This window comes from Angustibacter sp. Root456 (assembly GCF_001426435.1).
Classification (GTDB): domain Bacteria; phylum Actinomycetota; class Actinomycetes; order Actinomycetales; family Angustibacteraceae; genus Angustibacter.
On record NZ_LMER01000020.1, the window covers coordinates 190,043 to 205,297 of the forward strand.

The 15,255-nt window shown below is 72.1% G+C and carries 12 protein-coding genes, 1 tRNA gene and 1 other RNA gene; 3 read left to right on the forward strand and 11 right to left on the reverse strand.

Going from position 1 to position 15,255, the window contains the following annotated elements; genetic code table 11:
- Positions 1-49 precede the first annotated feature (49 nt).
- The 6 genes from ASD06_RS15625 to ffs all read right to left on the reverse strand — a co-directional run bounded on the left by ASD06_RS15625 (position 50) and on the right by ffs (position 7,005).
- Positions 50-2,008 carry an alpha-amylase family protein gene (locus ASD06_RS15625; protein WP_056679761.1) on the reverse strand — a complete coding sequence of 653 codons (1,959 nt, stop codon included), beginning with the start codon at positions 2,006-2,008 and terminating at the stop codon, positions 50-52.
- Positions 2,009-2,038: 30 nt separating this feature from the next.
- Positions 2,039-3,319: an aspartate kinase gene (locus ASD06_RS15630; RefSeq protein WP_056679764.1), complete on the reverse strand. Its 1,281-nt coding sequence runs from the start codon at positions 3,317-3,319 to the stop codon at positions 2,039-2,041.
- A 170-nt stretch (positions 3,320-3,489) separates the two neighbouring features.
- Positions 3,490-4,119, reverse strand: a complete 630-nt coding sequence (locus ASD06_RS15635) for a DUF5063 domain-containing protein (protein ID WP_082538116.1) — start codon at positions 4,117-4,119, stop codon at positions 3,490-3,492.
- Positions 4,112-4,711, reverse strand: coding sequence for a recombination mediator RecR (gene recR, locus ASD06_RS15640; RefSeq protein WP_056679767.1), 600 nt, complete (start codon positions 4,709-4,711; stop codon positions 4,112-4,114). The genes ASD06_RS15635 and recR overlap by 8 nt, the downstream gene beginning before the upstream one ends.
- A gap of 68 nt (positions 4,712-4,779) precedes the next feature.
- The gene (locus ASD06_RS15645) at positions 4,780-6,864 is read right to left on the reverse strand and encodes a DNA polymerase III subunit gamma and tau (RefSeq protein ID WP_056679770.1); all 2,085 of its coding nucleotides are present in this window, start codon (positions 6,862-6,864) and stop codon (positions 4,780-4,782) included.
- Positions 6,865-6,908: 44 nt separating this feature from the next.
- Positions 6,909-7,005, reverse strand: an RNA gene (gene ffs / locus ASD06_RS18625) — signal recognition particle sRNA small type.
- A gap of 98 nt (positions 7,006-7,103) precedes the next feature.
- On the opposite strand from ffs, the gene ASD06_RS15650 reads away from it, so the two are divergent.
- A tRNA-Ser gene (locus ASD06_RS15650) sits at positions 7,104-7,192 on the forward strand.
- A 138-nt stretch (positions 7,193-7,330) separates the two neighbouring features.
- Here the strand turns inward: ASD06_RS15650 and ASD06_RS15655 are convergent.
- The gene (locus ASD06_RS15655; RefSeq protein WP_056679772.1) at positions 7,331-8,908 is read right to left on the reverse strand and encodes a helicase HerA-like domain-containing protein; all 1,578 of its coding nucleotides are present in this window, start codon (positions 8,906-8,908) and stop codon (positions 7,331-7,333) included.
- Positions 8,909-9,015: 107 nt separating this feature from the next.
- On the opposite strand from ASD06_RS15655, the gene ASD06_RS15660 reads away from it, so the two are divergent.
- Both ASD06_RS15660 and ASD06_RS15665 read left to right on the forward strand, forming a co-directional pair.
- Positions 9,016-9,315: a type II toxin-antitoxin system VapB family antitoxin gene (locus ASD06_RS15660; RefSeq protein ID WP_056679775.1), complete on the forward strand. Its 300-nt coding sequence runs from the start codon at positions 9,016-9,018 to the stop codon at positions 9,313-9,315.
- Between the two features lie 13 nt (positions 9,316-9,328).
- Positions 9,329-9,946 (forward strand): LytR C-terminal domain-containing protein, encoded by a 618-nt coding sequence (locus ASD06_RS15665; protein ID WP_056679778.1) that lies wholly within the window; start codon positions 9,329-9,331, stop codon positions 9,944-9,946.
- 8 nt (positions 9,947-9,954) lie between these two features.
- Here the strand turns inward: ASD06_RS15665 and ASD06_RS15670 are convergent, their stop codons facing one another.
- The 4 genes from ASD06_RS15670 to ASD06_RS15685 all read right to left on the reverse strand — a co-directional run bounded on the left by ASD06_RS15670 (position 9,955) and on the right by ASD06_RS15685 (position 15,215).
- Positions 9,955-10,788 (reverse strand): CoA transferase, encoded by an 834-nt coding sequence (locus ASD06_RS15670; protein ID WP_056679781.1) that lies wholly within the window; start codon positions 10,786-10,788, stop codon positions 9,955-9,957.
- Positions 10,789-10,792: 4 nt separating this feature from the next.
- Positions 10,793-12,787: an ABC transporter ATP-binding protein gene (locus ASD06_RS15675; protein ID WP_056679784.1), complete on the reverse strand. Its 1,995-nt coding sequence runs from the start codon at positions 12,785-12,787 to the stop codon at positions 10,793-10,795.
- Positions 12,784-14,514: an ABC transporter ATP-binding protein gene (locus tag ASD06_RS15680; protein ID WP_056679787.1), complete on the reverse strand. Its 1,731-nt coding sequence runs from the start codon at positions 14,512-14,514 to the stop codon at positions 12,784-12,786. The genes ASD06_RS15675 and ASD06_RS15680 overlap by 4 nt, the downstream gene beginning before the upstream one ends.
- An 80-nt stretch (positions 14,515-14,594) precedes the next feature.
- Entirely contained in the window at positions 14,595-15,215 is a 621-nt protein-coding gene (locus tag ASD06_RS15685; protein WP_056679790.1) for an L-threonylcarbamoyladenylate synthase, read from the reverse strand.
- Between the last annotated feature and the right edge of the window lie 40 nt (positions 15,216-15,255).

Genomic DNA, 15,255 nt, shown 5'->3' on the forward strand with positions numbered 1-15,255 from the left:
GATGGCGCCGATCTTGGCCCTGCCCTGGCCGGGGCACAACCGAGTTCGGTCAGGCCGACTCACCCGCCCCGGGCTCGACCAGCCACAGCGCCTGGTAGGGGCTCAGCCAGAGGTCACCGTGAGCGTCTGGCCGGACGTCGACCCCGCTGATCGCGTCGTGGGCGGCCGCCAGACCCAGCTCGGCCAGGCGCCAGGCACCGAACCGCGCCGGCCGCGCGCTGACGTTGTAGAGGCCCACCATCGGGCCGACCGGATGGCGCCGCACCACCGCGAGCACCACCGGGTCGTCGAGGTCGATCACCTCCGCCGGGACGGCGGCGTCCAGGTGCGACAGGCCGGCGCGCACGCGAGCCAGGTGGCGCAGCCCCTCGAAGACCCGACCCTCGACCGTGGCCAGGTCGTGCCGCCGCTCGGCAGCCGCCCAGTCGAGCCGGGGCCGGTGCGCCCAGCGGTTGTCGCCCTCGTGGCCCGGTTCATCGGCCCAGAGCGGGTCGTTGGGCTGCGCGAGCTCGTCGCCCGACCAGATCACCGGGATCCCACCCCAGCCCAGGACCACTGCGTGGGCGAGCAGCAGCCGGCTCACCGCCGTCCGCACCGCGGGGTCGTCGACGGCGTCGTGCGCGGCCTCGCGGGCCGCCTCGAGCCCCACCAGGCTGGCCGCCGTCCCGCTGATCCGCCGGTCGCCGGTGGCCGGGTTGGCCTGGAACACCAGACCCCTCGCGGTGGAGCCGGGGAACTCACCGGCGTAGAAGTCCGACAGGAAGGCCCGGTGCCCCGGGCCGGTGACGCCGGCAGCCTCGGCGTCGCGGTCGTCGATCGCCCAGCCGATGTCGTCGTGGCAGCGCACGTACGTGATCCAGGCGGTGGTGGACGGCGCCGGCGGCAGAGAGCCCAGCGCCGCCGCGGCGAGGCGCACGTCCTGCGCGGCGAGCATCGACCACACCTGCACCATGAGGCTGTTGTGGTAGGCCAGGTCGCTCACCTTGCCGTGGTGCTCGCGCTCGCCGAGGTAGGCGAGCAGGTCGTCCGGCCCGACGATCGCCTCAGCCTTGAAAACCACTGCGGGACAAGCGATCCGGGCCACCGCACGCAGGGCCTGGGTGATGGCGTGCACCTCGGGCTGGTTCTGGCACGTCGTGCGCAGGCGCTTCCACAGGAACGCGATGGCGTCGAGCCGGAAGACCTCGACCCCCTGGTTGGCGAGGTAGAGCACGATGTCCGCGAACTCCAGCAGCACCTCGGGGTTCGACCAGTCGAGGTCCCACTGCCAGGCGTTGAAGGTCGTCCAGACCCACCCGCCGAGCTCGTCGTCGTAGGTGAAGCTGCCGGGGGCGAAGTCGGGGAACACCTCCGGCAGCGTGCGCTCGTAGGCGTCCGGCTCAGTGCGGTCGGCGAAGACGTGGAAGTAGCGGCGGTAGCGCGGGTCGCCCTGGCGCGCCGCGGCCGCCCAGCGGTGCTCGCGGGCGACGTGGTTGAGCACCAGGTCGAGCACGAGGCTGATGCCGTGGGCGCGCAGGTCGCGGGTGAGGGCAGCGAGGTCGTCAACGGTGCCGAGGTCCGGCCGCACGGTGCGGTAGTCCGCGACGGCGTAGCCACCGTCGTTGTCACCGTCGCGCGGCAGCAGCAGCGGCATGAGGTGCAGGTAGGTGACGCCGAGCTCGCGCAGGTAGCCGATGCGCTCTCGGACGCCGGCCAGGTCGCCCGCGAAGCGCTCGGTGTAGGCGGCGTAACCGAGCATGGCGGGGTCCTGGAACCACCCCGGACGCAGGGTGCGCGCCAGGTCGAGCCGGCGCAGGTCGGGATCGCGTTCGCTATAGGCCGCCGCGGCGAGCCCGACGAGTCGCGCGGCCAACGTGTCGGCCCCTGCGGGGTACACCGTGCGCAGCGCGGCGTGCAGGTCGCCCCACCAGCGCTCGACGCGGACGTCGAAGACCTCACGCGCCGCAGGGTCGACGTCCGCGAGCGCCTTCGCCGCGGCGTCGAGCGCTGCCGGGGACGGCGCGCGCATCAGCCGACCCTCGTGCCGCTCGAGTTCGGCTCAGCGGCCGGTGCCGCCGTAAACAACCGCCTCGGTCTCCTCGGCGTCGAGGCCGAACGCCGTGTGCACCGCGCGGACGGCGGCGTCGACGTCCGCCGCACGCGTCACGACCGAGATGCGGATCTCGGACGTCGAGATCATCTCGATGTTGACCCCGGCGTCCGCGAGCGCCTCGAAGAAGGTGGCCGAGACACCCGGGTGCGTGCGCATGCCGGCGCCGACGAGCGACACCTTGCCGATCTGGTCGTCGTACTGCAGCGACTGGAACCCGACGGCGTCCTTGATGCCCTCGAGCGTCGACATCGCGATGACGCCGTCGGTCTTCGGCAGCGTGAACGACACGTCGGTGAGGGCGGTGGCCGCGGCCGAGACGTTCTGCACGATCATGTCGATGTTGATCTCGGCGCGGGCGACCGCCTGGAAGATCGCGGCGGCCTTGCCCGGCAGGTCGGGGACGCCGACGACGGTGATCTTGGCCTCGCTGCGGTCGTGCGAGACGCCCGAGATGATGGCCTGCTCCATGGTCTGACCGTCCTTGTCGTCCGGGGGCGTGTCGATGACCCAGGTGCCCTCGCGCGTGCTGAAGGACGAACGCACGTGGACGGGCATCTGGTAGCGGCGGGCGTACTCGACGCACCGCAGGTGCAGCACCTTGGTGCCGCAGGCCGCCATCTCGAGCATCTCCTCGCTGGTGATGCGGGCGATGCGGCGGGCGCTGGGCACGATGCGCGGGTCGGCGGTGAAGACGCCGTCGACGTCGGTGTAGATCTCGCAGACGTCGGCGCCGAGCGCCGCCGCCAAGGCGACCGCCGTGGTGTCGGATGCGCCACGGCCGAGGGTGGTGATCTCCTTGGTGTCCTGACTCACGCCCTGGAAGCCCGCGACGATCGCGATGGCGCCGTCGTCCAGGGCCTGGCGGATGCGGCCGGGGGTGATGTCGATGATCCGCGCCTTGCCGTGCACCGAGTCGGTGATGACGCCGGCCTGGCTGCCGGTGTACGAGCGTGCGGTGTGGCCGAGGTCGTGGATCGCCATGGCCAGCAGCGCCATCGAGATGCGCTCGCCCGCGGTGAGCAGCATGTCGAGCTCGCGCGCCGGCGGCAGCGGGGAGACCTGCTGGGCGAGGTCGCGCAGGTCGTCGGTGGTGTCGCCCATGGCCGAGACGACCACGACGACCTGGTTGCCGCCCTTCGTCGTGTCGACGATGCGGCGGGCCACCCGCTTGATGCTCTCGGCGTCCGCGACGGAGGAACCCCCGTACTTCTGCACGACCAAGCCCACGGTGACCCTCCTCCGGGTGCGACGGCGCCAGCACGGTGCGACGCCGCGTGCGCTCCCTGCTCGAGTCTACCGAGCGTCCGGTGGGTGACCGCGGGCGCTCGGATCGCGAGACGCCGCGGCCGCTGCCGGTGCGACGTCCGGCGAGCCCTGAGAGTCCGGAGCGTCCTGCGTCAGCGGGGCGGGTGCAGCGCGTCGAACTCGGCGTCGGCCACGATCTCGTCGTCGGCGTCCAGGCGCAGGTGGGCGAGGATCGACTGGACCACGCGCAGCGCCGCCGCGGCCCGGGCGCCCCAGCTCGACAGGTAGGAGAACTGCCACCACCACAGCGCCTCGTCGACCCGCCCGCTCTCGAAATGGCGCAGGCCGTGCGAGAGGTCGGCGGCCACCGTGGCCAGGTCGCCGGACAGCGAGCCCGAGACGACCTCGCCCGACACGATGGGGTCGACGACGTCGGCGTAGTCGTCCAGCCCCTCGAGGACGTTGGCCAGCGCCCCGTGAAGCGGGTCGACGTCGGTGTCGGGGCCCGGGTCGGGCTCGAAGCGCTCGGTGGGGACGACGTCGCCGATGGCCCCCAGCCGCGCGCCGGCCACGAGCACCTGGCTCACGGCCAGCAGGACGATGGGCAGGGCGACGTCCGGGCTGGTGCCGCTGGCCACCGTGGTGGTCGCCTCGAGGTAGGCCCGCACGTCGATCGCGGTGTCGGCGGCGAGCCGCACCAGCTCGCGGCGCTCAGTCTCCGCAGGTGCGTTCTCGTCGTCGCGCAGGTCGACGTCTGCCTCGGTGCGGGGTGGCTCAGACATCCAGCAGTCTCCGTCCCTCGAAGGCTCGTCCCAGCGTGATCTCGTCGGCGTACTCGAGGTCGCCACCCACCGGCAGACCCGAGGCGATGCGGGTGATCCGCAGGCCCATCGGGCGCAGCAGGCGGGCGAGGTAGGTGGCCGTGGCCTCGCCCTCGAGGTTGGGGTCGGTGGCGATGATGACCTCGGTGACGACGCCGTCGGCGAGCCGCGTCATGAGCTCGCGGGTGCGCAGGTCGTCCGGGCCCACGCCGTCGATCGGGCTGATGGCGCCACCCAGCACGTGGTAGCGGCCGCGGAACTCGCGCGTCTTCTCGATCGCCACGACGTCCTTCGGCTCCTCGACCACGCACAGCACGGCGAGGTCGCGGCGCGGGTCGCGGCAGATGCGGCACAGCTCGTCCTGCGACACGTTGCCGCAGGTGGCGCAGAACCGGACCTTCTCCTTGACCTCGGTCAGCGCCTGCACGAGGCGACGGACGTCGGCGGGCTCGGCCGCGAGCAGGTGGAAGGCGATGCGCTGGGCGCTCTTCGGCCCGACCCCGGGCAGCCGCCCGAGCTCGTCGATGAGGTCTTGCACCACGCCTTCGTACACACCAGCACCCTACGTCCTCGGGCTGACAGCGGTTGCTTCGGCGGCGTACGACGCGCGGTGACTCGCCCTCAGCCGTCGCTCTCGTCGATGACGACGCCCCCGAGCAGCCGCTCGACGACCGGCCGCCCGACGAGGTCGCTGTCATCGGCGTCGTCATCGTCGACGCTGGGATGGTCGTCCTGCGGCGCGACCCGGGGAGGGATCGGCGCAGCCGGTGCTGCCGGAGGGCTGGGCGCCTCGCGCGGCGGGCGCGCACCGGCCTCGCGCGCGTCGGAGGGTGCCGGACGCTGCGGCGGTGTGGCGTCCGACCGCTGGGGCCTCTCGGACGACGGCGCCGGCCGCTCGCCAGCGGGCGGCGCAGCGGCCTGCTGGGCGGGACGCTCGGACGAGGGCGCTGCCGGCGCGGGCGCCCGTCCCCAGCCGGCGGGCTCGCCGGACTCGTCGGCGGGTGGGCGAGCGGGCGCTGGTGCGCTCGGTGCGGTGGCCTGAGCACCGGGCCGGGAGGGCACCGTGTCGCCGTGCACCGCCTCGACCTGGGCGTCGAGCGCCAGGACGTCGATGAGCGCCTGCCGCACGAACTCACCGTGCGCGCCGGCCCGGAAGTTCGCGGCGGCTCCCTCGGAGGCGATGCCCAACGTGACCCGACGGCCGTCGAACGCCAGCACCTGGGCGTCCTTGACCATCATGAAGGTCACCTTCTTCATGCTGAACAGGCGCGTGGCGACGTCCGGCCACGCGTGCCGGATCGCCTCGACGTCGAGCGCGCCCGGCGTCGGCGCGGGGGCGGGCGGTGTGGTGGGCCTGGCCGGCGGACCCGGCGACTGCTCGGGCGCCGGCTCGGGCGGCTGCTCTTGGGTCGGCTCGGGCTCGGGCTCGGACGCCGGCTCGGCCTCGGGTGCCGCGGCCACCGGCTGAGCGTGGTGCGTGGGCATCACAGGTGATGCGGGGGCACCACGATCGGGCGCCGCGGCCGCTGGCACCGGTGCCGGTGCGGCGACCGACAGCCGCCGCTCGATCCGGTCGAGCCGCGCGCCGTAGCCGGCGGCGCCGTCGGCCGCCGGCAGCAGCACTCGGGCGCACAGCAGCTCGAGCTGCAGGCGCGGGGCGGTCGCCCCGGTCAGCTCGGTGAGGCCGGTGTTGACGACGTCCGCCGCGCGCGAGAGCTCGGCGGCGCCGTACCGGGCGGCCTGGTCGCGCATCCGGTCGAGCTGGTCCTCGGGCGTGCCGCGCAAGATCGCACCCGCGCCCTCGGGCACCGCGCTGATCACCACGAGGTCGCGCAAGCGCTCGAGCAGGTCCTCGACGAAGCGGCGCGGCTCGTGCCCGGACTCGATGACGCGGTCGACCACCCGGAACACCGTCGCCCCGTCACCGGCCGCGAAGGCGTCGACCACGGCGTCGAGCAGCGCAGAGTCCGTGTAGCCGAGCAGCGACACCGCCCGCTCGTAGGTGATCCCGTCGTCGGACGAGCCCGCGATGAGCTGGTCGAGCACCGACAGCGAGTCGCGCACCGACCCACCACCTGCCCGCACCACCAACGGCAGCACGCCCTTGGCCACCTGCACCTGCTCGCGCTGGCACAGCTCGCCCAGGTAGTCCTGCAACCGCACGGGCGGTACGAGCCGGAACGGGTAGTGGTGCGTGCGCGAGCGGATCGTGCCGATGACCTTCTCGGGCTCGGTGGTCGCGAAGACGAACTTCACGTGCGGCGGCGGCTCCTCGACGACCTTGAGCAGCGCGTTGAAGCCCGCCGAGGTCACCATGTGCGCCTCGTCGATGATGTAGATCTTGTAGCGGCTCACCGCCGGCCCGAAGGACGCCTTCTCGCGCAGGTCGCGGGCGTCGTCCACACCACCGTGGCTCGCGGCGTCGATCTCGATGACGTCGACCGTGCCGGGGCCGCCGCGGGCCAGCCCGACGCACGAGGTGCACTCGCCGCACGGGTTGTCAGTGGGGCCCTGCTCGCAGTTGAGGCACCGCGCGAGGATGCGCGCGGACGTCGTCTTGCCGCACCCCCGAGGGCCGCTGAACAGGTAGGCGTGGCTCACCCGGCCGGTGCGCAGCGCCTGGCTCAGCGGCTCGGTGACGTGCTCCTGCCCGATGACGTCGGCGAAGGTCTCAGGCCGGTAGCGGCGGTACAGGGCGGTCGACACGGGTCGACCCTAGCCCGCCCTCCCGACAGCGAGCAGGGGCGGACAGCAGCGACCCCTCGCGCACCCGCCAGAGCCCGCCTGCCCTTGCTGCCTTCCGGCCCTGGGGGGGTTCAGCGAGATGACGCCGCACGAGGGGTCGGCATCCACTCTACAAGGAGCCGGGCCTCCACTCCGACCACGACCTCGCCGTGAAGACGGCGTGGTCGAGGGTGACGCGCGGCTCCGGTATTCTCGCCCGCGGAGGATTCGCATAGTGGCCTAGTGCGCACGATTGGAAATCGTGTTGGGTTAATCACCCTCAGGGGTTCAAATCCCCTATCCTCCGCCAGCCGCGAAGGGCCCGGACGACGTCCGGGCCCTTCGCGCGTCAGCGGGCACCGAGGTCCGAGAAATCGAGTGCCGAGAAGCCGAGAGCAGAGAAGTGGGGCACGGCGAGGCCGTGCAGTGCCCCACTGCTCTGCTCTCGTCAGCGGCGGCGGCGGGCGGTGCCGAAGAGGCTGCGGGTGATCTCGCGACCCAGCACCGTGCCGGCCGAGCGCAGCGCCGACTTGAAGGCGGACGACGTCACGACCTTCTCCACCATCGACTCCTCCTGCGCCTGAGGGCGGGGTGCACGGGGCGCCTCCTCGCGCGGCGCGGGTGTCGGGGCGGGCGCGGGCGCGGGTGAAGCGGGATCGGCGGCCGGCGCCTGGGCCAGCCGGGCGTTGAGCAGCTCGTAGGCCGACTCGCGGTCGACGGCCTGGCCGTAGCGGGCCTTCAGCGGGCTCGCCTCGACGGCGGCGGTGACGAGCGCGGCGTCCGAGGGCGCCATGAGCGACATCGGCGCGCGCAGGCGGGTCCACGCGACCGGCGTCGGCGCGCCGCGCTCGGACAGCACGGTCACCACGGCCTCGCCGGTGCCGAGCTGGGTCAGCAGCTCCTCGAGGTCGTAGCCCGACTTCGGGAACGTCGACACCGTCGCCTTGAGCGCCTTGGCGTCGTCCGGGGTGTAGGCCCGCAGCGCGTGCTGCACCCGGTTGCCGAGCTGCGCGAGGACGCCGGACGGCACGTCCTTCGGCGTCTGCGTCACGAAGAACACGCCCACGCCCTTGCTGCGGATCAGCCGCACGGTCTGCTCGATCGCCGCGACGAAGTCCTTGCTGGCACCCGAGAACAGCAGGTGGGCCTCGTCGAAGAAGAACACCAGCTTGGGCTTGTCGAGGTCGCCCACCTCAGGCAGGTCGTGGAAGAGGTCGGCGAGCAACCACATCAGGAAGGTCGAGAACAGCTGCGGCTTGTCCTGCACACCCGGCAGCTCCAGACACGTGACCATGCCCTTGCCGTCGCTCGTCGTGCGCATGAGGTCGGCGGTGTCGAACTCCGGCTCGCCGAAGAAGACGTCGGCGCCGGCGTCCGCGAACGTGATGAGCTCGCGCAGGATCACGCCCGCCGTCGCCGCCGAGAGGCCCCCGAGCTCCTTCAGCTCGGCCTTCCCCTCGTCGGACGTCAGGTGCTGGACGACGGCCCGCAGGTCGGCGAGGTCGAGCAGCGACAGGCCGTTCTTGTCGGCGTAGTGGAAGACGAGAGCGAGGCTGGATTCCTGCACCTCGTTGAGCCCCAGCACCTTGGCCAGCAGCGTCGGCCCGAAGCTGGTGATGGTGGCGCGCACGGGCACCCCCGACCCCTGGCCGCCGAGCGAGAGGAACTCGGTGGGGAACGCGGTGGGCGTCCAGTCCTGGCCGACCTCGGTGGCGCGCGCCGTGATCTTGTCGTTCGTGGCGCCCGGCGTCGCGATGCCCGACAGGTCGCCCTTGATGTCAGCGAGGAACACCGGCACGCCCTGGGCCGACAGCTGCTCGGCCATGACCTGCAGGGTCTTGGTCTTGCCGGTGCCCGTGGCACCTGCCACCAGGCCGTGCCGGTTCAGCGACGACAGCGGGATCCGCACCGGTGCGTCGGCGTGCGCCGTGCCGTCGCTGACGGCGGCACCGAGGTCGAGCGCAGGACCCGACACGCCGTAGCCGGCACGAATCTGCTCCAGCTGGTCGTTCGCCGTCTCGGCCATGGGTCCTCCACGCGGTCGCAGCGTCATGGCGGCCGGCGGGCGCGCCACGCCCGGGCCGCCCCGGTCGTCGCCCGAGCGTAGCGGCCAAGTCCCCGTAGGATCGGGGGGTGATCTTCAAGGCCGTCGGGGACTCGCGACCGTACCCGGACCACGGGCTCACCACGCCCCGGGACTGGTCGGACGTGCCGCCGCGCCAGGTGCGCCTCGACGAGCTGGTCACCACCAAGCGCACCCTCGACCTCGACGCGCTGCTCTCGGAGGACTCGACGTTCTACGGCGACCTGTTCGCGCACGTGGTGGAGTACCAGGGCACCCTCTACCTCGAGGACGGCCTGCACCGCGCGCTGCGGGCCGCGCTGCAGCAACGGCCCGTGCTCCATGCGCGGGTGCTCGTCATCGAGGACTGACCGAGGGGGCGCCATGGCGTACATCCAGGAAGCGTCGTCCTGGCGCACGCGCCGCCGGCGCCGCCAGTGGATCACGCTCGGGGTCGTCGTGGTGCTGCTCGTCGGAGCGGGCGCGGTGGCCTACGGCTTCTACTCCGGTGCCCTCGGTGGGCCCGAGGAGGTCAACATCGCCGCGCTGCCGCCATGCCCGACGTCCACGCCGGCGGCGCCCGTGCTGACGCCGGACAAAGTCACGGTGAACGTCTACAACGGCACCGCTCGCAACGGCCTGGCCGCGAAGGTCGCCACAGCGCTCGACCTGCGGACGTTCAACGTGGCAGCCATCGCGAACGACCCCAAGCACGCGAAGATCCCCGGTGCGGCCGAGATCCGCTACGGCGCCAAGGGCACCGCGGCCGCGAAGCTCGTGGCGGCCCAGCTCTCGGGAGCCAAGCTGGTCAAGGACGCCCGGCGCACGGCAGTGGTCGACCTCGTGCTCGGGGCGAAGTACCGGGGCCTGAAGCCCGTGGCGTCCAGCACGCCGACGCCGACGGGCACGCCCACCTGCCGGCCGGTCACGCCCTCGCCGACGGGAGCGGGCACCGCGACGGGCACGGGCACCGCGACCGCCACGGCGCGCCCTACGTCCTGACGGCCCGGTCAGGCGGGGTGGGAGACGGCCACGAGCGGCAGGTCGTGCTCGCGCGCCCAGACCTCCCAGTCACGGGCCGGGCGCTGCGCGAAGGCGGCCTCGAGGTCCTCACGCGTGCCGTCGACGCCGAGCTCGGTGCACAGCCGCCGCCAGAAGTGCGGCTCGAGCGCGGCGACGGCGACCCAGCCCTCGCGGGCCTCGTAGAGCCCGTACGCCGGTAGCGCACCCCCGAGCGCACCGCCCTCGGTCGTCAGGCCGTAGCGCGCGGCCGCGGCCAGGTCGCGCGCGACGTCGGCGAGCGCGACCACCCGGTGCACGCCGACTCCTTCGCGCACCCGCAGCAGCAGCGCGGCGAGCACCTCGGCCACCGCCCGCTCGGCTCCCGCGAGGTCGGCGACGAGCACCGTCGGCAGCTGCGGGGGCCGCACCATGCCGTTGGCGGCCTGGTACGTGAGGTCGTGGCCGGCGTGCGCCGAGTCGACGTCGCCGACGATCTCGAGGTGGCACAGCTGCGGGAACTCCCGGTGGAGCGATGGCCAGTCGAGCCCGAGCCGTTGCAGCGCAGCGGTTCGAGACGACGTCACGATGACGTCGGCACCGGCGAGTGCGTCGTCGAGCGCCGACCGCCCCTCAACCGTCTTCAGGTCGACCACCCGCACCCGCTGCCCGCGCGTGACCGCGGAGTACCACGCCTCGCTCGCCAGTCGCAGCGGGTCGCCGGAGGGTGGCTCGATCTTCGTGACGTCGGCACCGAGCGCCTGCAAGCGAGCCACCGCAACGGGTCCGGGCACGTTGACCGCCAGTGAGACCACGGTGACGCCGGTCAGCACGTCGACCGTCATCGGCTCAGCCCTCCCGCACCAGGTCGTCGGCGTCCACGTGGGCGCCACGGAACTGCGCAGAGTACAGCCGGTAGTAGGCGCCGTGCCGCTCCAGCAGCTCGGCGTGCGTGCCCTGCTCCACGATGCGGCCCGACTCCATGACCAGGATCAGGTCGGCGTCGCGGATCGTCGACAGCCGGTGGGCGATGACGAAGCTCGTGCGGTCGAGGCGCAGCGCGTGCATCGCCTGCTGCACCAGCACCTCGGTGCGGGTGTCGACCGAGCTGGTCGCCTCGTCGAGGATCAGCAGCGACGGGTCGGCCAGGAAGGCGCGCGCGATCGTGATGAGCTGCTTCTCACCCGCGCTGACGTTGCTGCCTTCTTCGTCGATCACCGTGTCGTAGCCGTTCGGCAGGGCGCGGACGAATCGGTCGACGTACGTCGCTCGGGCCGCCGCGAGCACCTGCTCCTCGGTGGCCCCGAGGTTGCCGTAGGCGATGTTGTCGCGGATCGTGCCGCCGAACAGCCACGCGTCCTGCAGCACCATCCCGATGCGGCCGCGCAGGTCGTCGCGGGCCAGCTGGGAGATGTCGACGCCGTCGAGGGTGATGCGCCCCGATGCGATGTCGTAGAAGCGCATCACGAGGTTGACCAGCGTGGTCTTGCCCGCGCCGGTGGGGCCGACGATGGCCACGGTGTGGCCGGGCTCGGCGACGAGCGAGAGGTCGTCGATGAGGGGCGCGTCAGGCTTGTACCGGAACGACACGTGCTCGAACTCGACGCGGCCGCGCGGCTCGACCACCTGCGCCGGCACCGCCGCGTCCGGCACCTCCTCCGCGGCGTCGAGCAGGTCGAACACCCGCTCGGCCGACGCGACGCCCGACTGCAGCAGGTTGGCCATCGAGGCCACCTGCGTGAGCGGCTGGGTGAACTGCCGCGAGTACTGGATGAAGGCAGTGACGTCACCGAGGCTGATCGCGCCGGACGCCACCCGCAGCCCGCCCACCACGGCCACCGCGACGTAGCTGAGGTTCCCGATGAACATCATCGTCGGCATGATGATGCCGCTCACGAACTGCGCGCCGAAGCTGGCCTCGAACAGCTCGTCGTTCTTCGCGTCGAAGGCGGCCTCGACCTCGCGCGAGCGGCCGAAGACCTTCACCAGCTCGTGCCCGGTGAACGCCTCCTCGATCTGCGCGTTGAGCTCGCCCGTGTGCCGCCACTGGTCGACGAACAGCGGTTGCGACCGCTTGGCGATCTGCTGGGTGACGACGACAGACAGGGGCACCGCGACGAGTGCGATGACCGCCAGCAACGGCGAGACGACCACCATCATCACGAGCACGCCCACCACGGTGAGCAGCGACGTCAGCAACTGGCTCAGCGTCTGCTGCAGCGACTGCTGGATGTTGTCGATGTCGTTGGTGACCCGGCTCAGCAGCTCGCCGCGCGGCTGGCCGTCGAAGTAGCCGAGGGGCAGCCGGTTGAGCTTGGTCTCGACGTCGCTGCGCAGCCGCTGCACGGTGTGCTGCACGACGCCGGTGAGGATGTAGCCCTGGAGCCAGGAGAACACCGACGACGCCAGGTAGATCACGAGAACGGCGATCAGCACCCGCGCCAGCGCACCGAAGTCGACGCCGGCGCCGGGTACGACGTGCAGTCGCGCCAGCATGTCGGCCATGCCGCCCTCGCCCCGGGCGCGCAGTGAGGCGACGACCTGATCGAGCGACGACCCGACCGGCAGCCGCCGGCCGGCGACGCCGGCGAAGATGATGTCGATGGCACGGCCCATCACCTTGGGGCCGAGCACGCTCAGCCCGACGCTCACTACGGCGAGCGCGATGACCAGCACCACGCGGCTGCGGTGCGGGCGTAGGCGTCCCATGAGCCGCTTCGCCGACGGGCCGAAGTCGATCGAGCGCTCGGTCGGCATCCCCATGCCACCGAAGTGCGGGCCACGAGCCGCGCCGGGGCGGTTGATCCGCTGCGGCACCTGGCGTCCGGGGCCGGTGGCGCTCATGCCGCCTCCTGCGCTGCGGCCTGGGACTCGACGATCTCGGCGTACGTCGGGCAGGTCTCGAGCAGCTCGTCGTGCCGGCCGATACCGACGACGCGGCCGGAGTCGAGGACGACGACCTGGTCGGCGTCGATGATGGTCGAGACCCGTTGCGCCACCACGATGACGGTGGCTTCCCCGGTGATGGGTTGCAGCGCGCGTCTGAGCCGTGCGTCCGTGGCCAGGTCGAGGGCCGAGAACGCGTCGTCGAAGAGGTAGACGTCCGGACGCACCACCAGGGCGCGGGCGATGCACAGCCGCTGACGCTGACCGCCGCTGACGTTGGTGCCGCCTTGGGCGATCGGCGCCTCGAGTCCGCCCGCCTCGCGGACGAAGTCAGACGCCTGGGCGACGTCGAGCGCCGCCCACAGCTCGTCGTCCGAGGCGTCGGGGTTGCCATAGCGCAGATTGCTGGCGACGGTGCCCGAGAACAGGTACGGCCGTTGCGGCACCAGCCCGATGCGGTGCCAGAGCAGCTCGGGATCGAGGTCACGCACGTCGACGTCGGCGATGCGCACGCTGCCGACCGTCGGGTCGATCAGGCGCGCCACGAGCCCGAGCAGCGTCGTCTTGCCCGAGCCCGTGCTTCCGATCACGGCGGTCACTTGACCTGGCTGCGCAGTGAACGAGATCCCCTCCAGCACAGGCGAATCCGCGCCGGGGTAGGTGAATCCGGCGTCCCGAAGCTCGACGGACGCCGGCGCGGTGGTCTCGCGGACGGGCTGGCTCGGTGGGACGACCGACGAGCTGGTTCCCATGACCTCACCGATCCGGTCGGCGCACACCGACGCGCGCGGCACCATGATCGCCATGAAGGTGGCCATCATCACCGACATGAGGATCTGCATGAGGTACTGCAGGAACGCCGTCAGCGATCCCACCTGCATGGCGCCCTCGTCGACTCGGTGACCACCGAACCACAACACGGCGACGCTCGAGGCGTTCAGGATCAGCATCACGGTCGGGAAGATGAGGATCATCAGCCGGCCGACGCGCAGGGCGACGTCAGTGAGGTCGGTGTTGGCCCGCTCGAAGCGCTGGGTCTCGTGCGGCTCGCGCACGAACGCGCGCACCACCCGCACGCCGGTGATCTGCTCGCGGAGCACCCGGTTGACCTCGTCGATCCGTTTCTGCATCAGGCGGAAGCCCGGCACCATCTGCCGCACGATCGACCCGATGGCCACGACCAGCACCGGGATCGCCACCACCATCAGCCACGACAGGCCGACGTCCTCGCGCAGGGCCATGACGATGCCGCCGACGCACATGATCGGGGCGGCGATCATCATCGTGCAGGTCATCAGCACGAGCATCTGCACCTGCTGGACGTCGTTGGTGTTGCGGGTGATGAGCGACGGCGCGCCGAACTGGTTCACCTCCCGGGCCGAGAACGTGCCGACCCTCGCGAAGACGCCGGAGCGCACGTCGCGGCCGAACGCCATCGCCGTGCGGGCGCCGAGGTAGACCGCAGCGATCGTGCACGCGATCTGCACGAGGCTGACGCCGAGCATCCACCCGCCGGTGCGCACGATGTAGCCGCTGTCGCCGCGCGCGATGCCCTGGTCGATGATCCGGGCGTTCAGGCTCGGCAGGTAGAGCGAGGCGATCGTGCCCACCAGCTGCAGCCCGACGACGCCGAGCAGGGCACGCCGGTAGGGGCGCAGGTACGTGCGCAGGATGCTGATGAGCATGGACTACCTCCCCGGGCTTGATCATCACACCACGGCCCGGGCTGGCACCACGCCGTTCCGCCGACGGCGGACCGGCCGGATCAGGCGAAGCGGCTCGGGTCTCCGGCGCCCACGCGGACGACCTCGGGGTAGCCCTCCGACCAGTCGACCACCGTCGTGGGCTCGACACCGCAGTCTCCGGCGTCGATCACCGCGTCGACCACGTGGTCGAGCTCCTCCTTGATCTGCCAGCCGTCCGTCATCGGGTCGTCGTGGTCGGGCAGCAGCAGGGTGCTCGACAGCATGGGCTCGCCCAGCTCGCGCAGCAGCGCGCGCACCACGGGGTGGTCAGGGATGCGGACGCCGACCGTGCGCTTCTTCGGGTGCGCGAGGCGGCGCGGCACCTCGCGCGTGGCCGGGAGGATGAACGTGTACGGCCCCGGCGTCGCGGCCTTGATGGCCCGGAACGCCGCGTTGTCCAGGTGCACGAGCTGGCCGAGCTGGCTGAAGTCCGAGCAGACGAGCGTGAAGTGGTGCCGGTCGTCGAGGTGGCGGATGCGGCGGATCCGGTCGGGCCCGGTCTGGCTCCCGATCTGGCAGCCGAGCGCGTAGCAGGAGTCGGTGGGGTAGGCCACCAGCGCGTCGTCCCGCAGCATCTGCACGACCTGGCCGATGCTGCGTGGCTGCGGGTCCTGCGGGTGGACGTCGAAGTAGCGGGCCATGCGCGCGAGCCTACGACCGAGCGGGTCACCTGGCGCCGGA